The sequence below is a fragment of the Herbaspirillum huttiense genome, from assembly GCF_004367745.1.
GTDB lineage: Bacteria > Pseudomonadota > Gammaproteobacteria > Burkholderiales > Burkholderiaceae_D > Herbaspirillum > Herbaspirillum huttiense.
This window is the reverse complement of the sequence record NZ_CP037993.1, coordinates 4733215-4756122: the sequence shown is the minus strand read 5'-3', so window position 1 is coordinate 4756122 and position 22908 is coordinate 4733215. Positions and strand designations below refer to the sequence as shown.

The 22908-nt window shown below is 61.0% G+C and carries 26 protein-coding genes, 1 tRNA gene and 1 pseudogene; 24 read left to right on the top strand and 4 right to left on the bottom strand.

The window, feature by feature from the left end; all coding sequences use genetic code 11:
- The first annotated feature begins 31 nt into the window (after positions 1–31).
- From E2K99_RS21230 to tatC, 16 genes and pseudogenes are all read left to right on the top strand, one after another.
- Positions 32–268 (top strand): BolA family protein, encoded by a 237-nt coding sequence (locus tag E2K99_RS21230; RefSeq protein ID WP_039783960.1) that lies wholly within the window; start codon positions 32–34, stop codon positions 266–268.
- A gap of 9 nt (positions 269–277) precedes the next feature.
- Positions 278–1528 (top strand): UDP-N-acetylglucosamine 1-carboxyvinyltransferase, encoded by a 1251-nt coding sequence (gene murA, locus E2K99_RS21225; RefSeq protein WP_134223470.1) that lies wholly within the window; start codon positions 278–280, stop codon positions 1526–1528.
- 30 nt (positions 1529–1558) lie between these two features.
- A complete protein-coding gene (gene hisG, locus E2K99_RS21220; protein ID WP_134223469.1) occupies positions 1559–2209 on the top strand; it encodes an ATP phosphoribosyltransferase in 651 nt (216 codons plus the stop codon).
- A 39-nt stretch (positions 2210–2248) separates the two neighbouring features.
- Positions 2249–3565, top strand: a complete 1317-nt coding sequence (gene hisD / locus E2K99_RS21215; RefSeq protein ID WP_134223468.1) for a histidinol dehydrogenase — start codon at positions 2249–2251, stop codon at positions 3563–3565.
- A gap of 4 nt (positions 3566–3569) precedes the next feature.
- A complete protein-coding gene (locus E2K99_RS21210) occupies positions 3570–4403 on the top strand; it encodes a DNA-methyltransferase (protein ID WP_134223467.1) in 834 nt (277 codons plus the stop codon).
- Entirely contained in the window at positions 4384–5490 is a 1107-nt protein-coding gene (gene hisC / locus E2K99_RS21205) for a histidinol-phosphate transaminase (RefSeq protein ID WP_134224192.1), read from the top strand. The genes E2K99_RS21210 and hisC overlap by 20 nt, the downstream gene beginning before the upstream one ends.
- Before the next feature lie 72 nt (positions 5491–5562).
- Positions 5563–6159 (top strand): imidazoleglycerol-phosphate dehydratase HisB, encoded by a 597-nt coding sequence (gene hisB, locus E2K99_RS21200; protein WP_013235995.1) that lies wholly within the window; start codon positions 5563–5565, stop codon positions 6157–6159.
- Between the two features lie 61 nt (positions 6160–6220).
- Positions 6221–6859, top strand: coding sequence for an imidazole glycerol phosphate synthase subunit HisH (gene hisH / locus E2K99_RS21195; protein WP_134223466.1), 639 nt, complete (start codon positions 6221–6223; stop codon positions 6857–6859).
- Between the two features lie 78 nt (positions 6860–6937).
- Complete coding sequence (gene hisA, locus E2K99_RS21190) at positions 6938–7735, top strand: 1-(5-phosphoribosyl)-5-[(5-phosphoribosylamino)methylideneamino]imidazole-4-carboxamide isomerase (protein WP_039783854.1); 798 nt, start codon at positions 6938–6940, stop codon at positions 7733–7735.
- A 1-nt stretch (position 7736) separates the two neighbouring features.
- Positions 7737–8501, top strand: a complete 765-nt coding sequence (hisF, locus tag E2K99_RS21185; protein ID WP_134223465.1) for an imidazole glycerol phosphate synthase subunit HisF — start codon at positions 7737–7739, stop codon at positions 8499–8501.
- Positions 8498–8881 (top strand): annotated as a pseudogene (gene hisI / locus E2K99_RS21180) (phosphoribosyl-AMP cyclohydrolase); the annotation flags it as partial. The gene hisF and the pseudogene hisI, both read left to right, overlap by 4 nt.
- 113 nt (positions 8882–8994) lie before the next feature.
- On the top strand, positions 8995–9333 hold the full coding sequence (locus E2K99_RS21175; protein ID WP_069374928.1) for a phosphoribosyl-ATP diphosphatase: 339 nt from the start codon (positions 8995–8997) through the stop codon (positions 9331–9333).
- A 46-nt stretch (positions 9334–9379) separates the two neighbouring features.
- Entirely contained in the window at positions 9380–9760 is a 381-nt protein-coding gene (locus tag E2K99_RS21170) for a histidine triad nucleotide-binding protein (RefSeq protein ID WP_134223463.1), read from the top strand.
- Positions 9761–9831: 71 nt separating this feature from the next.
- Positions 9832–10041 carry a Sec-independent protein translocase subunit TatA gene (gene tatA / locus E2K99_RS21165; RefSeq protein ID WP_039783860.1) on the top strand — a complete coding sequence of 70 codons (210 nt, stop codon included), beginning with the start codon at positions 9832–9834 and terminating at the stop codon, positions 10039–10041.
- A gap of 122 nt (positions 10042–10163) precedes the next feature.
- Positions 10164–10688: a Sec-independent protein translocase protein TatB gene (gene tatB, locus E2K99_RS21160; protein WP_134223462.1), complete on the top strand. Its 525-nt coding sequence runs from the start codon at positions 10164–10166 to the stop codon at positions 10686–10688.
- A gap of 42 nt (positions 10689–10730) precedes the next feature.
- On the top strand, positions 10731–11504 hold the full coding sequence (gene tatC, locus E2K99_RS21155; RefSeq protein WP_134223461.1) for a twin-arginine translocase subunit TatC: 774 nt from the start codon (positions 10731–10733) through the stop codon (positions 11502–11504).
- An 88-nt stretch (positions 11505–11592) separates the two neighbouring features.
- On the opposite strand, the gene E2K99_RS21150 is transcribed toward tatC, so the two are convergent.
- Together E2K99_RS21150 and E2K99_RS21145 are read right to left on the bottom strand one after the other, a co-directional pair.
- Positions 11593–12282 (bottom strand): DUF2461 domain-containing protein, encoded by a 690-nt coding sequence (locus E2K99_RS21150; protein WP_121040409.1) that lies wholly within the window; start codon positions 12280–12282, stop codon positions 11593–11595.
- An 18-nt stretch (positions 12283–12300) separates the two neighbouring features.
- On the bottom strand, positions 12301–13482 hold the full coding sequence (locus E2K99_RS21145) for a Do family serine endopeptidase (RefSeq protein WP_034330798.1): 1182 nt from the start codon (positions 13480–13482) through the stop codon (positions 12301–12303).
- A gap of 49 nt (positions 13483–13531) precedes the next feature.
- Between E2K99_RS21145 and E2K99_RS21140 the strand changes: the two genes are divergently transcribed.
- Positions 13532–14296 (top strand): Nif3-like dinuclear metal center hexameric protein, encoded by a 765-nt coding sequence (locus E2K99_RS21140; protein WP_134223460.1) that lies wholly within the window; start codon positions 13532–13534, stop codon positions 14294–14296.
- Between the two features lie 71 nt (positions 14297–14367).
- On the opposite strand, the gene mscL is transcribed toward E2K99_RS21140, so the two are convergent.
- Entirely contained in the window at positions 14368–14805 is a 438-nt protein-coding gene (gene mscL, locus E2K99_RS21135; RefSeq protein WP_134223459.1) for a large conductance mechanosensitive channel protein MscL, read from the bottom strand.
- 292 nt (positions 14806–15097) lie between these two features.
- Here mscL and petA point away from each other — a divergent pair, with 292 nt between their 5' ends.
- From petA to E2K99_RS21100, 7 genes are all read left to right on the top strand, one after another.
- The gene (petA, locus tag E2K99_RS21130; protein WP_034330802.1) at positions 15098–15706 is read left to right on the top strand and encodes a ubiquinol-cytochrome c reductase iron-sulfur subunit; all 609 of its coding nucleotides are present in this window, start codon (positions 15098–15100) and stop codon (positions 15704–15706) included.
- A gap of 2 nt (positions 15707–15708) precedes the next feature.
- Positions 15709–17115, top strand: a complete 1407-nt coding sequence (locus E2K99_RS21125; protein WP_134223458.1) for a cytochrome b — start codon at positions 15709–15711, stop codon at positions 17113–17115.
- A gap of 23 nt (positions 17116–17138) precedes the next feature.
- Complete coding sequence (locus E2K99_RS21120) at positions 17139–17903, top strand: cytochrome c1 (RefSeq protein ID WP_134223457.1); 765 nt, start codon at positions 17139–17141, stop codon at positions 17901–17903.
- 98 nt (positions 17904–18001) lie between these two features.
- Entirely contained in the window at positions 18002–18613 is a 612-nt protein-coding gene (locus E2K99_RS21115; RefSeq protein WP_017453790.1) for a glutathione S-transferase N-terminal domain-containing protein, read from the top strand.
- Positions 18614–18734: 121 nt separating this feature from the next.
- The gene (locus E2K99_RS21110) at positions 18735–19223 is read left to right on the top strand and encodes a ClpXP protease specificity-enhancing factor (RefSeq protein ID WP_039783873.1); all 489 of its coding nucleotides are present in this window, start codon (positions 18735–18737) and stop codon (positions 19221–19223) included.
- Positions 19224–19248: 25 nt separating this feature from the next.
- Positions 19249–19324 (top strand) — tRNA-Thr (locus tag E2K99_RS21105).
- Between the two features lie 261 nt (positions 19325–19585).
- Positions 19586–21802 carry an OsmC domain/YcaO domain-containing protein gene (locus tag E2K99_RS21100; RefSeq protein WP_134223456.1) on the top strand — a complete coding sequence of 739 codons (2217 nt, stop codon included), beginning with the start codon at positions 19586–19588 and terminating at the stop codon, positions 21800–21802.
- Between the two features lie 243 nt (positions 21803–22045).
- Here E2K99_RS21100 and E2K99_RS21095 read toward each other — a convergent pair whose 3' ends face one another.
- Positions 22046–22849 (bottom strand): hypothetical protein, encoded by an 804-nt coding sequence (locus tag E2K99_RS21095; protein ID WP_134223455.1) that lies wholly within the window; start codon positions 22847–22849, stop codon positions 22046–22048.
- Positions 22850–22908 lie beyond the last annotated feature (59 nt).

The following is a 22908-nucleotide window of genomic DNA, read 5'->3' as shown; positions in this document are numbered from 1 at the left end:
CATCTCCCCCATTCCCGTGAAGAGCCTCACCATGCTACCCACACCTGAACTCGTCAAAAGCTATATCGCCGCCGGCCTCGACTGCCAGCACCTGGAAGTGGAGGGCGATGGCCAGCACTTCACCGCCGTCATCGTCGCCGAAGCTTTCACCGGCAAGCGCCTGATTCAGCGCCACCAGCTGGTCTATGCCGCCCTGGGCGACCGCATGCGTGAAGAAATCCACGCGCTGTCGATGAAGACCCTGACCCCCGAAGAATTCCAGAAATAAGGCAACACGATGGACAAGCTTTTGATCCGTGGCGGCAAGCGCCTCTCCGGTGACGTCACCATTTCCGGTGCCAAGAACGCCGCCCTGCCCATCTTGTGCGCGGGCCTGCTCACCGATGGCGACCTGGTGCTCTCCAATGTGCCGCACCTGCAGGACGTGGTCACCATTACCAAGCTGATGAGCCAGATGGGCCTGCGCGTGCGCGAGAACGGCGAGCAGCTGGTCCTCAACGGCAACGACATCACCCGCCCGGAAGCGCCGTATGAACTGGTCAAGACCATGCGTGCCTCGATCCTGGTGCTGGGCCCCTTGCTGGCGCGCTTCGGCCAGGCCAAGGTGTCGCTGCCCGGCGGTTGTGCCATTGGTTCACGTCCGGTGGACCAGCACATCAAGGGACTGCAGGCGATGGGCGCGGAAATTCATATCGAGGCCGGATACATCCATGCCAAGGCCAAGCGTCTCAAGGGTGCGCGCATCGTCACCGACATGATCACCGTGACCGGCACCGAGAACCTCCTGATGGCCGCGGCCCTGGCCGATGGCGAGACCGTGCTGGAAAACGCCGCGCGTGAGCCGGAAGTAGGCGATCTGGCCCATCTGCTGGTGAAAATGGGCGCCAAGATCGAGGGCATCGGTACCGACCGCCTGGTCATCCAGGGTGTGGAGAAGCTGCACGGTGCCGAACATGAAGTCATCGCGGACCGCATCGAGACCGGCACCTTCCTGTGCGCTGTCGCCGCCACCGGTGGCGACGTGACCTTGCACCGCACCCGCGCCGGTTTGCTGGATGCTGCACTGGACAAGCTGCGTGACGCGGGTGCCATCCTTACCTCGGGTGAAGACTGGATCCGCATCCAGATGGCGCGCCGTCCCAAAGCGGTGAGCTTCCGCACCACCGAATATCCGGGCTTCCCGACTGACATGCAGGCGCAGTTCATGGCCTTGAACTGCCTGGCTGAAGGTACCAGCCATGTCACCGAGACCATCTTCGAGAACCGTTTCATGCACGTGCAGGAATTGAATCGCCTGGGTGCGGCCATCGATGTGGAAGGCAATACCGCCATCGTCACCGGCGTGGAAAAATTCCTCGGTGCGCCGGTGATGGCGACCGACCTGCGCGCGTCGGCCTCGCTGGTCATCGCCGGGCTGGCCGCGCAAGGCGAGACCGTGGTGGAACGCATCTACCACCTCGACCGCGGCTATGACCGCATGGAAGCCAAGCTGTCGGCCATCGGTGCCGATATCGAACGTATCAAGTAAATTGACGGACCCCAGAAAACGCACACCATCATGACCCAACAACTGACGCTGGCGCTGTCCAAGGGCCGTATCTTCGAAGAGACCCTGCCGCTGCTCAAGGCCGCCGGCATTACCGTGGCCGAGGATCCTGAATCCTCGCGCAAGCTGATCCTGCCGACCAATGACCCCGACGTGCGCGTCATCATCGTGCGCGCCTCGGACGTGCCGACCTACGTGCAATACGGCGCGGCCGATTTCGGCGTGGCCGGCAAGGACGTGCTGATGGAACACGGCGGTGAAGGCCTGTACCAGCCCATCGACCTGAACATCGCCAAATGCCGCCTGTCGGTGGCGGTGCAGGAAGGTTTCGACTACGCCAGCGCGGTGCGCCAGGGCGCGCGCCTGCGCGTGGTGACCAAGTACGTCAATACCGCGCGCGAGCACTTCGCTGCCAAGGGTGTGCACGTGGACCTGATCAAGCTGTATGGCTCCATGGAACTGGGCCCGCTGGTGGGCCTGTCGGACGCCATCGTCGACCTGGTCAGCACCGGTGGCACGCTGCGCGCCAACAAGCTGGTGGAAGTCGAGCACATCATCGACATCTCCTCGCGCCTGGTAGTGAACCAGGCCGCGCTGAAGTTGAAGCGCGAGCGCCTGCAGCCGATTCTCGATGCCTTCGAGAAGGCTTCCAAGGCCAAGTAATCCCACGACCCCAGATATCTTCGCAGAGCAGGTGAGACCATGAGCATTGCCATCCGAAAACTCGATTCCGCCGAAGCCGGCTTCCGTGACAAGCTGTCGGCCGTGCTGGCCTTCGAAGCCAGCGAAGACGAGGCCATCGACCGCGCCGCAGCGACCATCCTGGCCGATGTGAAGGCGCGCGGCGATGTCGCCGTACTGGAATACACCCAGCGCTTCGACCGCCTGCAGGCCGCTTCCGTGGCCGGGCTGGAAATCGGCAAGGATGCGCTGCAAGCCGCACTGGCCGGCCTGCCCGAGGCGCGCCGCCATGCGCTGCAGACCGCCGCCGACCGCGTGCGCGCTTATCACGAGCGCCAGAAGAAGGAATGCGGATCGGATGGTTTCCTGTATCGCGAAGCCGATGGCACCGAGCTGGGCCAGAAGGTCACGCCGCTGGATCGCGTGGGCATCTACGTGCCGGGCGGCAAGGCCGCCTATCCTTCGTCGGTATTGATGAATGCGATTCCGGCCAAGGTGGCTGGCGTGCAGGAAGTCATCATGGTCGTGCCGACCCCGGATGGCGTGAAGAATGAACTGGTGCTGGCCGCAGCCGCCATTGCCGGCGTGGACCGTGTCTTCACCATCGGTGGTGCGCAAGCCGTGGGCGCGCTGGCCTATGGCACCGCCACCATCCCGCAGGTGGACAAGATCGTTGGTCCCGGCAATGCCTATGTGGCCGCCGCCAAGCGCCGCGTGTTCGGCGTGGTGGGCATCGACATGATCGCCGGTCCTTCGGAGATCCTGGTGATCTGCGATGGCGCGACCGATCCCGACTGGATCGCCATGGACCTGTTCTCGCAAGCCGAGCACGACGAGCTGGCGCAATCCATTCTGCTGTGCCCGGATGCGGACTACATCGCCAAGGTGGAAGCTTCGATCAACCGCCTGCTGGAACACATGCCGCGCAAGGACGTGATCCGTACGTCGCTCACCGACCGTGGCGCCCTGGTCAAGGTGCGCGACATGGAAGAAGCCTGCGAGATCGCCAACATGATCGCCGCCGAGCACCTGGAGATTTCCGCCCAGGAGCCGCAGCAGTGGGCGGACCAGATCCGTCACGCCGGTGCCATGTTCCTGGGACGCTTCTCCTCCGAATCGCTGGGCGACTACTGCGCCGGTCCCAACCACGTGCTGCCGACGTCGCGCACGGCACGCTTCTCCTCGCCACTGGGCGTGTATGACTTCCAGAAGCGTTCGAGCATCATTCGCGTCTCGGAAGAGGGCGCGCAGACGCTGGGCAAGATCGCCGCCGAACTGGCTTACGGTGAAGGCTTGCAGGCGCACGCCCGCTCGGCCGAACTGCGGCTCAGGAAGTGACAGGATGACCTCCGCCACCGACTCCCTCGCAGGTGCCGGCTGGCTGGACCGCGTATTCTGCGAGGATGCGCTCTCGGCCACCGCTGGCCTGGCGCGCATTCCCGATGGCAGCGTCGACCTGATGATCGCCGATCCGCCCTATGGGCTGGGCAAGGATTACGGCAACGATTCCGACAAGCTCGATACGGCCGCTTATCTGTCGTGGACCGAGCAGTGGATCGATGCCGCGCTGCCCAAGTTGAAGCCCAATGGCAGTCTCTACATCTTCCTGACCTGGCGCAATTCACCGGAAATCTTCGTGATGCTCAAGCAGCGCATGATTATGGTCAACGAGATCATCTGGGATCGCCGCGTGCCCTCCATGGGCGGCAGCACCCGGCGCTATTCCTCGGTGCATGACACCATCGGTTTCTTCGCGCGGGCCAAGGATTATTTCTTCGACCTCGATGCCATCCGCATCCCCTACGATGCCCAGACCAAGAAGGCACGTTCACGCTCCATCTTCGTCGGGGCCAAGTGGCTGGAAATGGGCTACAACCCCAAGGATGTATGGAGTGTGTCGCGCCTGCATCGTGAACATAAAGAGCGCGCCGACCATCCCACGCAAAAACCGCTGGAAGTGGTGGAGCGCATGGTCAAGGCCTCCTGTCCGCCGGGCGGCGTGGTGCTCGATCCCTTCATGGGCAGCGGCACGACCGCCGTGGCTGCGCGCCGTTGCGGGCGCCACTTCACCGGCTTTGAACTCAATCCCGATTATTGCGAACTGATCCGCCAGCGTCTGGACGCGCTCGATGCGCCGGCGCCTGCGAGCCAAGATGATGAATCCCTCCAAGCCTGAGACCGTGGACGACCTGGTAGCCAACGTGATCCGCCCGCTGGTGCGCGGCTGGCAGTCCTATCACGTGCCCTCGGCCGAAGGGATGGTCAAGCTCGATGCAATGGAAAATCCCTACCTGCTGCCACCGGCCTTGCGTGAGGAACTGGCGCAGCGGCTGGCCGCACTGGAACTGAACCGCTATCCGGTGCCGTCCTATACCCGCCTCAAAACCGCCATCTGCGCGCAACTGGGTGTGCCTGCGGGCTATGACGTCCTGCTGGGCAATGGTTCGGATGAGCTCATCACCATGCTTTCGGTGGCCTGTGCCATTCCGGGGCGGACCATCCTGGCACCGGAGCCGGGGTTCGTCATGTATGGTGTCTCAGCAAAAATGGCCGGGCTGGATTATGTGGGCGTGCCACTGCGCGCTGACCTGACGCTGGACCTGCCCGCGATGCTGGCAGCCATCGAGCAACACAAGCCGGTCGTCACCTGGCTGGGCTATCCCAACAATCCGACCGGCACGCTCTATCCGATGGCCGACGTGCTGCGCATCATCGAAGCCGCCGCACCCTATGGCCTGGTGGTGGTGGACGAGGCTTACCAGCCTTTTGCTGCATCGACGCTGATGCCGGCATTGCCGCAGCACAACAACCTGGTGGTGATGCGAACGGTCTCCAAGCTGGGGCTGGCGGGCATCCGCCTGGGCTACCTGTCGGCGGCCCCGGCGCTGTTGCGCGAATTGGACAAGGTGCGTCCGCCCTACAACGTCAACATGCTCACCGAAGCCGTCGCGCTGTTCGTGCTGGAACACCTGCAGGTGCTGGAGGCGCAGGCGGCGCAGCTGCGTGAGGCGCGCAGCGTGCTGGCGGCCGAACTGGCGGCGCTGGAGGGCGTGGAGGTGTTCCCTTCGGCGGCCAATTTCATCCTGATCCGCGTCCCGGACGCCGATAAAGTCTGCGCCGCCTTGCTGGCGCGCAGGGTACTTGTCAAAAATGCCGGTAGAATGCACGTATTGCTGCAAAACTGTTTGCGCATTACCGTCAGTACGGATGAAGAAAACGCCATCTTCCTGACGGCCTTGAAAGATGCACTGCGCGAGCAGTGAAGGTTTGAAGGTCCACCGCAGGCAAGCAGGCATCACGCATTACCAACGATAGAACCCCGTCCAACCCCGACCATGTCTACACCGAGAACCGCCGAAGTCGTCCGCAATACCAATGAGACGCAGATCCGCGTTGCGATCAACCTGGATGGCACCGGCCAGCAGAAGCTGGATACCGGCGTGCCCTTCCTGGATCACATGCTGGACCAGATCGCCCGCCACGGCCTGATCGACCTGGACATCCACGCCAAGGGCGACCTGCACATCGACGCGCACCATACGGTGGAAGACGTGGGCATCACCCTGGGCATGGCCTTCGCCAAGGCCATCGGCGACAAGAAGGGCATCCGCCGCTACGGCCACGCCTACGTGCCGCTGGACGAAGCCTTGTCGCGCGTGGTGATCGATTTCTCCGGCCGTCCCGGCCTGGAATACCACATTCCCTTTACCCGCTCGATGATCGGTTCCTTCGATGTGGACCTGACCAGCGAGTTCTTCCACGGTTTCGTCAATCATGCGCAGGTGACCCTGCACGTGGACAACCTGCGTGGCGTGAATGCCCACCACCAGGCCGAAACCGTGTTCAAGGCCTTCGGCCGCGCGCTGCGCATGGCCGTCGAACTTGATCCGCGCGCTGCGGGTACGATTCCGTCCACCAAGGGCAGCCTGTAAAACGCAGGGTATCGCTAACTCATCTGGGTTTCCCGGCGCGCGAGCGCCGTTCAATGTCGCCATGAATAAAATTGTTGTAGTCGATTACGGCATGGGCAACCTGCGCTCGGTGGCGCAGGCGCTGCGCCATGTCGCGCCTGAAGCCGACGTGCGCATCTCCGGCGAAGTCGCCGATATCCGCGCCGCCGACCGTGTGGTCCTGCCCGGCCAGGGTGCCATGCCCGATTGCATGCGCAGCCTGCGCGAATCGGGCGTGCAGGATGCGGTCCTTGAAGCTTCCCGCACCAAGCCGCTGTTCGGCGTGTGCGTGGGCGAGCAGATGCTGTTCGACTGGAGTGAAGAAGGCGACACCCCCGGCCTGGGCCTGCTGCCCGGCAAGGTCGTGCGCTTCGAGCTCGAAGGCGTGCGCCAGGACGATGGATCGCTGTTCAAGGTGCCGCAGATGGGCTGGAACCATGTGCACCAGACCAGCGCCCATCCGCTGTGGGCAGGCATTGCCGATAACGCCTTCTTCTATTTTGTCCACAGCTATTACGCCGTCCCGGCCGAATCGTCGCAGATCGTTGGCCAAACGCCGTATGGCCGTGACTTCGCTTGTGCCGTGGCCCGCGATAATATTTTTGCAACCCAGTTCCACCCGGAAAAAAGTGCCTCGGCGGGTTTGCAGCTGTATCGGAATTTCGTACACTGGAAACCTTGATTTTTTGCCTTTCCGGCAAGAACCTCGCCGCAGACCGTCGCCAACCCTTCTTTTTTACTGACTAGTCATCCCCTAGCCATGCTGCTCATACCCGCCATCGACCTGAAAGACGGTCATTGCGTACGCCTCAAACAAGGTGATATGGAACAAGCCACCGTTTTCTCCGAAGATCCGGCGGAAATGGCCCTGCACTGGCTCAAGCAGGGCGCGCGCCGCCTGCACCTGGTAGACCTCAACGGTGCCTTCGCCGGCAAGCCCAAGAACGAGGCGGCGGTCAAGGCCATCCTCAAGGCGGTCGCCAGCTTCGCCGAAGAGAACGACGTCGAGGAAATCCCGGTGCAACTCGGTGGCGGCATCCGCGACCTGGACACCATCGAACGCTACCTGGACGATGGTCTCTCCTACATCATCATCGGCACCGCCGCGGTGAAGAATCCCGGCTTCCTGCATGACGCCTGCAGCGCCTTCCCCGGCCAGATCATCGTGGGCCTGGATGCCAAGGACGGCAAGGTTGCCACCGATGGCTGGAGCAAGCTGTCCGGCCACGAAGTGGTGGACCTGGCGCAGAAGTTCGAAGGCTATGGCTGCGAAGCCATCGTCTACACCGACATCGGCCGCGACGGCATGATGGGCGGCGTCAACATCGAGGCCACGGTGCGCCTGGCGCAGGCCGTGACCATTCCCATCATCGCCTCGGGCGGCGTGCACCACGTGGGCGACGTCGAGGCGCTGTGCCGGGTCGAGGATGAAGGCATCGAAGCCGTCATCTGCGGCCGTTCCATCTACGAAGGGACGCTGGACCTGCGCAGCGGCCAGGATCGTGCGGATGAACTGACGCGCGAACTGGAAGCCAACCGCCTCTCCGGCAGCAAATAACATGGCCCTTGCAAAACGCATCATCCCTTGCCTGGACGTGACCGCTGGTCGCGTGGTCAAGGGCGTCAATTTCCTGGAGCTGCGCGATGCCGGCGATCCGGTCGAGATCGCGCGCCGCTACGACGAGCAGGGTGCCGATGAGCTGACTTTCCTCGACATCACCGCGTCCTCCGATGGCCGCGACCTGATCCTGGACATCATCGAAGCCGTGGCCTCGCAGGTCTTCATCCCCCTGACGGTGGGTGGCGGCGTGCGCGCGGTGGAAGATGTGCGCCGCCTGCTCAACGCCGGGGCCGACAAGGTCGGCATCAACACCTCGGCCGTGACCAATCCGCAGCTGGTGGCTGATGCCGCCAACAAGTACGGCTCCCAATGCATTGTGGTGGCCATCGACGCCAAGCGCGCCGGCGACGGCAAGTGGGAGGTCTATACCCACGGCGGACGCAAGGCCACCGGCCTGGATGCGGTCGACTGGGCGCGCAAGATGGCGCAGCTGGGCGCGGGCGAGATCCTGCTGACCAGCATGGACCGTGACGGCACCAAGAGCGGTTTCGACCTCGACCTGACGCGTTCGGTGTCCGAAGCCGTCAGCATCCCCGTGATTGCTTCGGGCGGCGTGGGTGGCCTGCAGGACCTGGCCGACGGCATCACCAAGGGCAAGGCCGATGCGGTGCTGGCCGCCAGCATCTTCCACTATGGCCAGCACACCGTGCAGGAAGCCAAGCGCTTCATGGCCGACCAGAACATTTCCATGAGGCTGGCATGAGCATCAGCGCCAAATGGCTCAACAAGGTCAAATGGGACGAAGTCGGCCTGGTGCCGGTGATCGCCCAGGAAGTCGGATCCAATGATGTGCTGATGTTCGCCTGGATGAACCGCGAGGCGCTGGCGCGCACCGTGGAGATCGGCCAGGCGGTCTACTGGAGCCGCTCGCGCAAGAAGCTCTGGCACAAAGGTGAAGAATCGGGTCATTTCCAGAAAGTGCACGAAATCCGCCTGGACTGCGACGAAGACGTGGTGCTGCTCAAGGTCGAGCAGGTGGCCGGCATTGCTTGCCATACCGGCCGTCATTCCTGTTTCTTCCAGAAATTCGAAGGCAGCGCTGACAGCGGCGAATGGGTCACGGTGGAGCCGGTGCTGAAGGATCTGCAGCCGGGTGCCGGCGGTAGTCCGGTGGCCGCCGCAGCCGAGCCGGCTGCCAAGCCCAAGCGCGTGCGCAAGACCATCCCCAAGCCCGTGGACAGCGACAAGACCCCATCATGAGTGAAACCCTGAAGCGACTGGCCGAAGTCATCGAGTCGCGCAAGCTGGCCAACGGTGGCAATCCGGAGAAATCCTACGTCGCCAAGCTGTTCTCCAAGGGGGATGACGCCATCCTCAAGAAGATCGGCGAGGAAGCCACCGAAACCGTGATGGCCGCCAAGGATGCCCGCGTCTCGGGCGACAAGTCCAAGGTGCTCTACGAATGCGCCGACCTGTGGTTCCATTCCATGGTCCTGCTGGCGCAGTTCGATCTGAGCCCGCAGGATGTGCTCAACGAACTGGCGCGCCGCGAAGGCCTCTCTGGCCTGGAAGAAAAGGCTGCCCGCAAGGACTGAGCGTCCTGCGCACTTTCCCATCCCCTTGTTTCCCAGGAGTACGGCGTTGGATAATTGTATTTTCTGCAAGATTGCTGCAGGCCAGATTCCCTCGAAGAAGATCTACGAGGACGAGGACCTGATCGCCTTCCACGACATCAACCCGGCCGCGCCGGTGCATTTCCTGATTGTGCCGCGCCAGCATGTGGCAACGCTGGCCGATTGCGGTGAGCAGCATGCAGCCTTGTTGGGCAAGATGCTGGCCCTGGCACCGCGCCTGGCGGCCGAGCAGGGCTGCGGTTATGGCGTCGATGACGAAGGCAAGCCCACCGGCGGTTTCAAGACCCTGGTCAACACCGGACCGGATGGCGGCCAGGAGGTGTACCATCTGCACATGCACGTGATTGGCGGCCCGCATCCCTGGCGGGTACGGTTCGTGCAACAATAAGGATTCGCCGGCCCGGGGGCTGGCAGGTTTCACTTGTACACAGGGCAGGGATGTCCGCTTAGGAGAAGAGAATGGGTTCGTTCAGTATTTGGCATTGGCTGATTGTTCTGGTGATCGTGATGCTGGTCTTCGGCACCAAGAAGCTCGGCAACATGGGTTCCGACCTGGGCAAGGCAGTCAAGGGCTTCAAGGATGGCGTCAAGGGCGGCGAGGAAGATCCGGCCAAGAAGGACCCGGCCATCGACGTGCAGGCCAAGGAAAAGGACAAGTCCGGCAGCTGATCAGGCCGCCCGCCAGCCCTCCTGGCGGGCATGCAGGGGCCCGCATCGTGATTTGCAGCGGGCACTCCCGTCTTCAAGCGCATGGCGCGCCCGCGTTGTCCTCTTAATGTCCACACAGACTCATGATTGATATCGGCCTTACCAAGCTGGCCTTGATCGGCGTGGTCGCGCTGGTCGTGATCGGCCCCGAGCGCCTGCCCAAGGTGGCGCGCATGGCCGGCACCCTGTTCGGCCGCGCCCAGCGCTACATCAACGACGTCAAGTCCGAAGTCAGCCGCGAGATGGAACTCGACGAGCTGCGCAAGATGCACAAGGATGTGCAGGACGCCGCCAGCGACGTCAGCAACAGCATTCATAAAAGCATGTCCGATACGGAAGCGTCGATCAATGACGCCTGGAACGGCGGCGACGATTCCTCGGTGTCCGACAGCAGCAGTGCCGGCAGCAGCTGGACCAGCACGCCCGACCCCTCCCTGCATGCGATCAAGGCCAAGGCTTTCCGCCGCAAGAAGCTCTCGCGTACCACCGGCGTGCCGGCCTGGTACAAGCACCAGAGCGGTCACAAGACCCGCGTGATCTCGGCCTCGGCCCGCGTGGCCAAGTATCGCCGTCCGGTCGGGGTGGGCAAGTCGGCAGGTTTCTTCTAATTTGGCGCAGCGCGTCTCACTTCATCAGAATGCTCCGAATCCATGGCTGAAGAAAACACCCAAGCCGAAGACACCTTCATCTCGCACCTGATCGAATTGCGCAGCCGTATCGTCAAGGCGGCTGCGGTGGTGCTGGTGGTGTTCCTCTGCCTGATGCCGTTCGCGGCCCACATCTTCGACGTGCTGGCCGCGCCGATGATCCATGCGCTGCCCGCCGGCAGCAAGATGATCGCCACCGGCGTGATCACTCCCTTCCTGATCCCCATCAAGGTCACCATGCTGGTGGCCGTGCTGATCTCGCTGCCCTGGGTGCTGTACCAGTTGTGGGCCTTCGTCGCGCCCGGCCTGTATGCGCACGAGAAGCGCCTGATCGCGCCGCTGGTGATTTCGTCCTCGCTGCTGTTCGTGGCCGGTGTCGCGTTCTGCTACTTCTTCGTCTTTGGCGTGGTCTTCCCGTTCATCAACAATTTCGCGCCCAAGTCAGTCTCGGTGGCACCGGACATCGACAGCTACGTTGACTTCGTGCTGACCATGTTCGTAGCTTTCGGCGTGACCTTCGAGGTTCCGGTGATCGTGATCGTGCTGGTGCGCATGGGCCTGGTGCCGCTGGCCAAGCTGAAGCAGATCCGTCCTTACGTCATCGTCGGTGCCTTCATCGTTGCCGCCGTCGTCACGCCGCCAGACGTGATGAGCCAGCTGATGCTGGCCGTGCCGCTGGTGCTGCTCTACGAGGTGGGCCTGCTGGTGGCACCGATCTTCGAGCGTGCCACGCGTGCGCCGGATGCGGAACCTGGCAGTTCCGTGCCCACCGAATAAGCCTGGCGATCCCTCAAAAACAGAGCCCGCTCGATGATGAGCGGGCTTTGTCGTTTCTGGTTTCAGGAGAATGCACCTGATAAACCGTTCACTCTTCGATGGTCACCAGCGGAATCTCGCGCAGCCATTGCACCAGCGGATAAGCATCCTTGAAGCCTTCCAGCACCTGCTTGCCGAGGTCGGCCGGAATCTTCTTGCGGATGTCCTCTTCGGTCCAGACGATGAAACTCTTGAGCTTCACGTATTCGATGTTTGGGGTGTCCGGATCGAAGCCCTTGGGCGGGCGCTGCAGTTTTCCTTCTTCCTGCAGGTCGCCATATGTCGCAACAAGCTTCTTGTTCTTCCGCATCTTGGTGAAGCCTGCTGCATCCTCCACCACGCGGTTGCGGATGGCGCGCAGGCGCGGCGTCGGCGGCAGGTATTCACCACCGGCAATGAGCAGTTGTCCCGCTTCATTGATGTGGAAGTAGTAGGCCGGACCGCCGCCCTGGCTGGGCTTCTTGAGCCCGCTGGCCGTGATGGCGGCCGAGAAGTGCGTCTTGTACGGGCGCTTGTCATGGGAGAAGCGCATGTCACGGTTGATGCGGAACAGCGCCTTCTTCGGATTGCAGCCGGCGATGGCCGGATCGAACTTGCTGATCTCGGCGATGAGCTTGATGGTCAGCGCCAGGAATTCCTCGCGCAGGATGTCATAGCGCGGCTTGTTCATGACGAACCAGGCGCGGTTGTTGTTTTCGGACAGTTCCCCGAGGAACTGGATCAGGTCACGCACGTGCATGGATCAGATTCTCCTGGCTCATTCTTCGTCGGCATCATCGTTTTTGGGCGGCGGCGGACGCTTGCCCACGGTGATGTTCAGCTTGGTTTCCTGCGCCTTGCGCAGCACCGTCATGGCGATCTGCTGGCCCGGCGTCAATTGCGCGATGACGTTGAGCATCTCGGTGGTATCGGCCACCGGCTTGTCGTCGATGCTCACCAGGATGTCGCCCGGACGCATGCCCGCGCGGTCAGCCGGACCGCCCTTGAGCACGCCGGCGATGATGGCGCCGGTCTTCTTGCCCAGGCCGAAGCTCTCGGCCAGTTCCGGCGTGATGTCCTGCGGTTCCACCCCGATCCAGCCGCGCACCACCTGGCCATGGCTGATGATGGCTTCCATCACGGTCTTGGCGGTGGACATCGGGATCGCAAAGCCGATCCCCAGGTTGCCGCCGGTGCGCGAATAGATGGCCGTGTTGATGCCCAGCAGGTTGCCGTTGGTATCGACCAGCGCACCGCCCGAGTTGCCGGGATTGATGGCAGCATCGGTCTGGATGAAGTTCTCGAAGGTATTGATGCCCAGGTGGTTGCGGCCCAGCGCCGAGACGATGCCCATGGTCACCGTCTGGCCCACGCCGAACGGGTTGCCGATGGCCAGCACGACGTCGCCTACCGAGCTGTTTTCCGGATGGCCCAGGGTGATGGCGGGCAGGTTGGGCAGGTCGATCTTGATGACGGCGAGGTCGGTCTCGGGGTCGATGCCGACCACCTTGGCGCTGGCCTTGCGGCCGTCGGCCAGGGCCACTTCGATCTTGTCGGCGGCTTCCACCACGTGGTTGTTGGTGAGGATGTAGCCCTGCGGGCTGACGATCACGCCCGAACCCAGGCTGGATTGCTTGTCATCCTGCTGCTGTTCGTCGAACTGGTCGCCGAAGAACTTGCGGAAGAACGGATCGTTCTGGAAGGGGCTCTTCTGTGGCCGCGCTTCGGTCGTGGTGAAGATATTGACCACCGAGGGCATGGCCTGGCGCGCGGCATGGCGATAGGAGTCCAGGGCGGGCGCGGCGGGTGTGGCTTCCTGCATCTGGATGGTGGACTGGGCGGGACGTGCGCGCGAAGTGAAGGATCCGGACAGCCAGTCCGGCTTCAAGGTCGCTACAATGAACCACACCGCCAGACCCACTGTCACGGTCTGGGCAAACAACAGCCATAAACGTCGCATAAAAGAATTTTTGGTATTTGGATTGAAAATCTGATCGGATGAGGAAGAGATGACCCGCCACATTAGCAGAAACGAGTTCGCAGTCTATCTGGGGCAGACGCTTAACGCGGCGCAATATCGCGATTATTGCCCAAACGGCTTGCAGGTGGAAGGGCGCGCCACCATTGGGCGCGTGGTCAGCGGCGTCACGGCCAGCCTGGCCCTGATCGAGGCCGCCGTGGAATGGCAGGCCGATGCCATTTTGGTTCATCACGGTTACTTCTGGCGCGGTGAAGACATGCGCGTGATCGGGCAGAAGCAGCGGCGGCTGAAGCTGCTGCTGGGGCATGACATCAATCTGTTCGGCTATCACCTGCCGCTGGATTCACATCCGGAACTGGGCAACAACGCGCAACTGGCCAAACGACTCGACTTTGACGCTACCGGCCGCTTCGGCGAGAACGACATCGGCTGGATCGGACGCTGCCATGCGCCCTCCGTCAAGACCGCCGCCGACCTGGCGATGCTGATCGAAAAACGCCTGGGACGCATGCCCTTGCTCATCGGCGATCCGCAGCAGGCCATCGGGCAGGTCGCCTGGTGTACCGGTGCAGCGCAGGGCATGCTGGGCGAGGCCATCGAAGCAGGAGCCACGGCGTACATCAGCGGCGAGATTTCAGAACCGACCGTGCACCTCGCACGCGAGACCGGCACCGTCTACCTGGCCGCCGGCCATCACGCCACCGAGCGCTATGGCATCCAGGCTCTAGGGGAACATGTGGCCGGGCACTTCGGTATCGAGCATCGCTTCATCGATATCGACAATCCCGTGTGAGGCGGGGCCGCGATGCTTGTTGCTTCACTTGCCGTGGCAGGTAAGTGAAGCACTCTGGGGCAGGATGCGCCTCAGCCCTGCTTCTTGAGCGAATCGCGGATTTCACGCAGCAACAGCACGTCTTCCGGCGTCGGTGCAGGCGCGGCCGGAGTAGCTTCTTCATGCTTGGAAGCCAGGTCGCGCGCCTTGTTGATGGCACGCACCATCTGGAAGATGATGAACGCCAGGATCAGGAAGTTGATGAAGATGGTGAGGAAGTTGCCGTAGGCGAAGACTGCACCTGCCTTCTTGGCTTCCGCCAGCGGCAGGCCATAGGCTTGGCCGTTCAGGGGCAGGTAGTAGTTGGCGAAATCCAGGCCGCCGAAGATCTTGCCGACGATGGGCATGATGATATCCTCGACCAGCGAGCTGACGATCTTGCCGAAGGCCCCGCCGATGATGACACCGACGGCCAGGTCGACCACGTTTCCCTTGATCGCGAAGGCGCGAAAATCCTTGAGCATGCTCATCCCTGGTTTCTCCTTTGAAAGTTGCTGTTTAAACATGAGGCGGGCTTACAACGGGTTATATCCTGCCCGGCAGCAAAAGTAAATCGGACAAGCACTGACGCCGCACTGCAAAAAAACTGAGAACGAGAGCAGATTGACAAGGGGTTGCGCTGCGTCAAATGTTCATTTTCGCAAGCCTGTACCATACCGGCCGTTAGCTACAAAACCCTATTCAGCTTATATATAATCGAAAAGTTGCATGAGGGTCACTTAGAAGGTCCACGCTAACTTACATTTGGAGATTGGGGTCTTTATGACTGACGAGAATCAGGTCGACGCAAGTCGACGAGGTTTGCTTGTTGCGACTTGTGCGGCCGGAGGTGTAGCGGGTTTGGCCACCGCTGGAGCATTTGTCTCCACCCTGCAACCTTCAGAACGCGCCAAGGCAGCAGGCGCACCGGTGGAAGTGGATATTTCTTCACTGGCTCCCGGTGAAATGCGCACCGTTGAGTGGCGCGGCAAGCCGGTCTGGATTCTCAAGCGTACCCCCGAGATGATCGAGTCCCTCAAGAAGACCGATGGCGAGGTGGCCGATCCCAACTCCAAGCGCACCGATTTCTCCGAAACGCCTGATTACGCGCTCAATGAGTGGCGTTCGCTGCGCAAGGACATCCTGGTCGTGGTCGGCATCTGCCCGCACCTCGGCTGCTCCCCGAGTTCCCGCTTCCAGAGCGGCCCGCAGCCTTCGCTGCCGGACGACTGGCATGGCGGCTTCCTGTGCCCCTGCCACGGCTCGACCTTCGACCTGGCCGGCCGCGTGTACAAGAACAAGCCGGCGCCGGACAATCTGCAAGTCCCGCGCTACATGTTTGAAGGCGACAACAAGCTCGTCATCGGCAAGGACGAGAAAGGGGAGGCCTGATCATGGGAGCATTTCACGAAAAGAAGCTGCCGGATGATGCTCCGGTAGCCGCCAAGGCCCTGAACTGGGTCGATTCGCGCTTTCCGCTGACGGCCACCTGGAAAGCCCACCTCTCCGAATACTACGCCCCGAAGAACTTCAACTTCTGGTACATCTTCGGCTCGCTGGCACTGCTGGTGCTGGTGATCCAGATCGTCACCGGCATCTTCCTGGTGATGCATTACAAGCCGGACGCCAACCTGGCCTTCGCCTCGGTCGAATACATCATGCGTGATGTGCCCTGGGGCTGGCTGGTGCGCTATATGCACTCCACCGGCGCTTCGGCCTTCTTCATCGTCGTTTATCTTCACATGGTGCGGGGCCTGCTCTACGGCTCCTACCGCAAGCCGCGCGAACTGGTGTGGCTGTTCGGGGTGGGGATTTTCCTCTGCCTGATGGGTGAAGCTTTCTTCGGTTACCTGCTGCCCTGGGGGCAGATGTCCTATTGGGGCGCTCAGGTGATCGTGAACCTTTTCGGCGCCATCCCCTTCATCGGCCCGGACCTGTCGCTGCTCATTCGCGGCGACTATGTCGTTTCCGACGCCACGCTGAACCGCTTCTTCTCCTTCCACGTGATCGCCATTCCGCTGGTGCTCATCGGACTGGTGGCTGCGCACATCATCGCGCTGCACGAAGTGGGTTCCAACAACCCGGATGGCGTGGAAATCAAGGAAAAGACCGACGAACGTGGCGTACCGCTGGATGGGGTTCCTTTCCATCCGTATTACACGGTGCATGACATCTTCGGTGTCTCGATCTTCCTGCTGGTGTTCTCGGCCGTGGTGTTCTTCGCGCCGGAAATGGGCGGCTACTTCCTGGAGTACAACAACTTCATCCCGGCCGATTCGCTCAAGACCCCGCCGCACATCGCACCGGTCTGGTACTTCACGCCGTTCTACTCGATCCTGCGTGCGACCACGGCGGACTTCATGGGCTGGCTCATCGCCGGGGTGGCGTGCTACGTCGCCCTGCTGGTGTTCAAGTCGCGCCTGACGGCCAAGCTGAAGATCGTGGCCATCGTGATCGGCCTGGCCATCATCGCCGGCATGCTGGTGTTCGATGCCAAGTTCTGGGGCGTGGTCCTGATGGGCCTGTCGGTGGTGATCCTGGGCGGCCTGCCGTGGCTGGATCATTCGCAGGTCAAGTCCATCCGCTATCGTCCAAGCTGGCACAAGTACGTGTACCTGGTCTTTGCCATCGCCTTCGTCATCCTTGGCTACCTCGGCGTGCAACCGCCGACGGCCATCGGCACCACCGTCTCGCAGGTGTGCAGCTTCATCTATCTCGGCTTCTTCCTGCTGATGCCGTGGTGGAGTGCTGCCGGTACCTTCAAGCCGGTGCCCGAGCGCGTCGTCTACCATCCGCACTAAGCCAGCCGCCAAAGGACAAGAACATGACATTGCTCAAGAAAGTGATTGCCGCGCTGGCCTTGCTGCCGGCGCTGGCCTGCGCCAACGAAGGGGGCTTCCCGCTGGATCATGCCCCGGACCGTACCAAGGATGTTTCCTCGTTGCAAAACGGGGCCAAGCTGTTCGTCAACTATTGCCTGAACTGCCACTCGGCCTCGGCCATGCGTTACAACCGCCTGCGCGACATCGGCCTGTCCGAAGACCAGATCAAGAACAACCTCTTGTTCAGTGGGGAAAAGGTCGGCGACCTGATGAAGATTTCGATGTCGCCGCAGGACGCCAAGGCCTGGTTTGGCGCAACACCGCCGGACCTGTCGGTGATCGCCCGGGCCAAGGCCTCGGAGGCTGGCAGCGGTCCGGACTGGATTTATACCTACCTGCGCAGTTATTATACGGACGACAGCCGCCCCACCGGCTGGAACAATATGCTTTTCCCCAACGTCGGCATGCCGCACGTGTTGTGGGAATTGCAAGGTATCCGCAAGGCCAAGTTCGTGGAAGAGAAGGATCCTCACGACGCGAACAAGACCATCCACAAGTTTGCCGGCTTCGAGCAAGTCAAGCCGGGCAAGATGAGCGCGGCGGAGTATGACAACAATGTCGCCGATCTCGTTGCCTATTTGCAATGGATGGGCGAGCCGGCGCAGAATACGCGCAAGCGGCTGGGTGTCTGGGTACTGTTGTTCCTGGGAATCTTCTCGGTATTGGCGTGGCGTTTGAACGCGTCCTATTGGAAGAACATCAAGTAAAAACGTACAATCACGTATCCGCGCAGTTTTTGCGGAATTGCGTATCGGGGTGAGCGTTATGCGTCTCGCCCCCCTTTTGTTTTTAGGGCTCTGAAAAAATGATGGTTCTCTACTCGGGCACGACCTGCCCATTTTCGCAACGTTGCCGCCTTGTCCTGTTCGAAAAGGGCATGGATTTCGAGATCCGCGACGTTGACCTCTTCAACAAGCCGGAAGACATTTCGGTCATGAACCCGTATGGCCAAGTGCCCATCCTGGTTGAACGCGACCTGGTCCTGTATGAATCGAACATCATCAATGAATACATCGATGAGCGCTTCCCGCATCCGCAGCTGATGCCGGCTGACCCGCTGATGCGTGCGCGTGCGCGCCTGATGCTGTTCAACTTCGAGAAGGAACTGTTCGTTCACGTGCACACCCTGGAAAATGAAAAGTCCAAGGCTGCCGAGAAGAACCAGGAAAAGGCCCGCCACGAGATCCGTGACCGCCTGACCCAACTGGCACCGCTGTTCCTGAAGAACAAGTACATGCTGGGCGACGAGTTCTCCATGCTGGACGTGGCCCTGGCCCCGTTGCTGTGGCGTCTGGATCACTATGGCATCGAGCTCTCCAAGACAGCGGCACCGCTGATGAAGTATGCCGAGCGCATCTTCTCGCGTCCTGCCTACATCGAAGCACTGACCCCGTCCGAAAAGGTCATGCGCCGTTAAGCTGTTCCGGCTGCACTGCCGCCCTGGGCGGCGGTGCAGTTCACAGAAGTTCATCTTGCTTTCCACCCCGGCCTTGCCGGCAGATGCGGTTTTTACCGTCGCATCGCAGACCACACCAGTCATGCCAGAAGTCTCCACCAAGCCTTATCTGCTGCGCGCCATCTATGAGTGGTGCACCGACAATGGCTACACGCCGCACATTGCCGTGGTCGTCGACAGCAGCACCCGCGTGCCGATGCAATTCGTCAAGAATGGCGAAATCGTCCTCAACATCAGCTTCGAGGCCACCAGCGGCTTGAAGATGGAGAACGACAACATTCACTTCAGCGCCCGCTTTGGTGGTGTTTCGCGCGACATCCTGATCCCTGTGGAAAACGTGATCGCCATCTACGCGCGCGAAAACGGCCAGGGCATGGCGTTTGAAGCGCCTGCGCCGGCCACGGCCGACGAGGTGCAACCGGCTCCTGAGCAGGAAAGCAGTGCGCCTGTGCTGTCCTCGGTACCTGTTTCCGAACCCGAAAAGAAGCCGGCTGAAAGCAGCGACAAGGGCGATGATGATCCGGAACCACCGAAAAAGGGTGGCCGTCCTGTACTGACACGCATCAAGTAGGCTATAATCGCCGGCTGAAGTTTTTGCTGGCTTAGCTCATCTGGTAGAGCACCTGACTTGTAATCAGGGGGTGGCGGGTTCAAGTCCTGCAGCCAGCACCAAATACCGAAGCGGCTCACAGCAATGTGAGCCGTTTTCTTTTGGTCCGCAACCTTGCAGGTCCATCGTGATCCAGCGCGCGCTGCTTGCTCAACATGGGCCAGCAACGCTGGTGCAACCGCACTAGGCTATCATCGAAGCTCTTTTGCGCGACGACTGCCGGACTCGCTCCACGGCCGTCGCCGTCGTCGCGACAAAATTGTGGGCCGCTGTCGCTCGCATGCCTTACCGCCATCTCTTCGGTTCATTCTCGGAATCTCGCCATGGAAATCAAAGTCAACTTCCTCGACAAGCTGCGTCTTGAAGCCAAGTTCGACGACTTTACCGTCATCGCCGACCAGCCCATCCGCTACAAGGGAGACGGTTCGGCGCCGGGTCCCTTTGATTACTTCCTGGCGTCATCGGCCCTGTGCGCAGCGTATTTCGTGAAGCTGTACTGCAATACGCGCAACATCTCCACAGAGAATATCCGGCTGTCGCAGAACAACATCGTCGACCCCGAAAACCGCTACCAGCAAACTTTCAAGATCCAGGTCGAACTGCCACCCGACATCGAGGAAGCGGACCGCCGCGGCATCCTGCGTTCCATCGAGCGCTGTACCGTCAAGAAGGTGGTGCAGCAGGGACCGGAATTCATCATCGAGGAAGTGGAGAGCCTGGACGCCGACGCGCAGTCCCTGCTGACGCTCAAGCCCGAGGCTGGCACGAGCACGCACATCCTGGGCAAGGACCTGCCGCTGGAGCAGACCATCGCCAACATGTCCGGCCTGCTGGCTGACCTGGGCATCAAGATCGAGATCGCTTCGTGGCGCAACATCATTCCCAATGTGTGGTCGCTGCACATTCGCGACGCGCACTCGCCGATGTGCTTCACCAACGGCAAGGGCGCGACCAAGGAAAGTGCGCTGGCTTCGGCGCTGGGCGAGTACATCGAGCGCATCAGCAACAACCACTTCTATGCGGGTTCCTACTGGGGCGAGGAGATCGCCAATGCCGAGTTCGTGCATTACCCCAACGAGCGCTGGTTCAAGCCCGGCCGCGGGGACAAATTGCCCAAGGAGATCCTGGACACGTATTGTCTGGAGATCTACAACCCCGATGGCGAGCTGCGCGCTTCGCATCTGGTCGATACCAATTCCGGCAACGCACAGCGCGGCATCTGCTCGCTGCCTTACGTGCGGCAGTCGGATGGCCAAGTGGTGTATTTCCCTTCCAACCTGGTCGAGAATCTCTTCGTCAGCAATGGCATGAGTGCCGGCAATACCTTGCCTGAAGCGCAGGTGCAGTGCCTGTCGGAGATCTTCGAGCGCGCGGTCAAGCGTGAAATCCTGGAAGGCGAGATTTGCCTGCCCGATGTTCCTCAGGAGGTACTGGCAAAGTATCCCGGTATTGTGGCCGGTATCAAGGGACTGGAAGAACAGGGTTTCCCGGTACTGGTCAAGGATGCCTCGCTGGGCGGTGTCTATCCTGTAATGTGCGTGACCTTGATGAACCCGCGCACCGGCGGCGTGTTTGCTTCCTTCGGCGCACACCCGAGCTTTGAGGTGGCGCTGGAGCGCAGCCTGACGGAACTGCTGCAGGGACGCAGCTTTGAAGGACTCAACGATCTGCCGCAGCCGACCTTCGAGAGCAATGCTGTCACGGAACCCAACAACTTCGTGGAGCACTTCATCGATTCGTCCGGCATCGTGTCGTGGCGCTTCTTCAGTGCCAAGGCGGATTACGAATTCGTGGAATGGGATTTTTCCGGCCAGGGCGAAGATTCCAACGCCGAGGAGGCCGCTACGCTGTTCGGCATTCTGGAGGAGATGGGCAAGGAGGCCTATGTCGCTGTCTACGACCAACTGGGGGCGACCGCTTGCCGCATCCTGGTGCCGGGCTATTCCGAGGTGTATCCGGTCGAGGATCTGATCTGGGACAACACCAACAAGGCACTGCTGTTCCGCGAGGATGTCCTGAACCTGCATCGTTTGGATGACAAGGCCCTTGCAGCCTTGCTGGACCGCCTGGAAAACAACGAGCTGGATGATTACTCCGACATCGCCACCCTGATCGGTATCGACTTCGATGAGAACACCGAATGGGGCCAACTGACCGTCCTTGAACTGAAGCTGCTGATCAATCTGGCCCTGCAGCAGTTTGAAGAAGCGCATGACCTGGTCGGTGCCTTCCTGCAATACAACGACAACTCGGTGGAACGTGGCCTGTTCTACCAGGCGTTGAATGTCGTGCTGGAAGTGGAGCTGGATGATGAGCTTGAGCTATCCGACTATGAGACCAACTTCCGCCGGATGTTCGGCGACGCGCGCATGGATGCGGCCATCGGATCCGTGAACGGCAGCGTCCGCTTCTTTGGCTTGACGCCGACCAGCATGAAGCTCGAAGGGCTGGATCGCCATCAGCGCTTGCTGGATAGCTATCGCAAGCTGCACAAGGCGCGTGCCCTGTTTGCGCAGGCGGATTCCGCTTCAGCAGCTTGATGCAGTTGTCTGTAGGCTGATGATGACGGCTTGGTCGCGTGGGTGATCAGGCCGTTTTTTACTGTGCAGCGAAACTGGTTGTTGTCGAAACGAAGGCTGGTCACTGAGGTTTCGCCTTATCTCAACTCGTGGTGAGGGGGGGGGCTGTACGTGTGGTCGAGCAAAGTGATCGGACTTATTGGGTCCTGATGAATTGGGATATATCCAGTTCAAGATCACTATGCCAGCGGTGCGTACGGGGCGTTATTGGAAGACCGCCGGATCCTGATAAGCCTGATCGATGGTGACGTTGTCATTCTTCAGTTGCGCCTCCTTCTTTTCCCGCGCCTGCTTCAAGGCAGGCAGTTCCTTCCTGAATTCCATTTTCCAGTTGTCGAGTTTTTCATCATCGACATAGCCGCGCAGATAGGCGTCCTGCGCCGTCAATGAATAGGTGACGAAGTAGGCTCCCCTCTTGTCCGGATCGAGCCGGTTGGGATCCCGGTACAGTTTGATTTCGAGGAACACGTGATCGGCGTAAAAGAGCCAGGGAGAGCCGTCAGCCAGCCTCATCCATTGCGCCAGCGACAGGTCATGCGAAGGGTCGAGCGGATAACCGGGGTTCTTCAGCGCGTAGGCCAGCGCTTGTTCTCCTTTGAGTCGCGGGCGGCTGATCGGGATCACCTTCGACCAACCTGCTGCGCTTAATGCATGCAGCAATGCGGTAAATTGTTTGCGCGCGTCGTCATGGGAAATCGTTTCTGCATCGCTGACCCCACCATTCACGGACCACTGCGAAATATGCTCTGCCGCAAACCTGGCGGAAGCGGTTCCCGTGACGCTGAGCACGGACGGTATCGAAAACGATTGCGGACCATGGTCGAAGATGACCTTGCCTGGCTTGCTGGCCTGCCACTCAGCAGTGAAGAATTGGAGGTTGCCCGGGTGTTGGCTTGCCTTGAAACGGCTGGGATACGCTTCTTTGAGCGATGTCGCCGGTTCGTGAATGTTGAGATGAATGGCCTCGCCCGTTACGGCGGATTCGGCAAGCGCATGCTTCCCATGCATACCCAAGGCTCCTAGCAAAAGCAAAAATAAAGTGAAGCTGCAGTGCGATCTCATGTCTA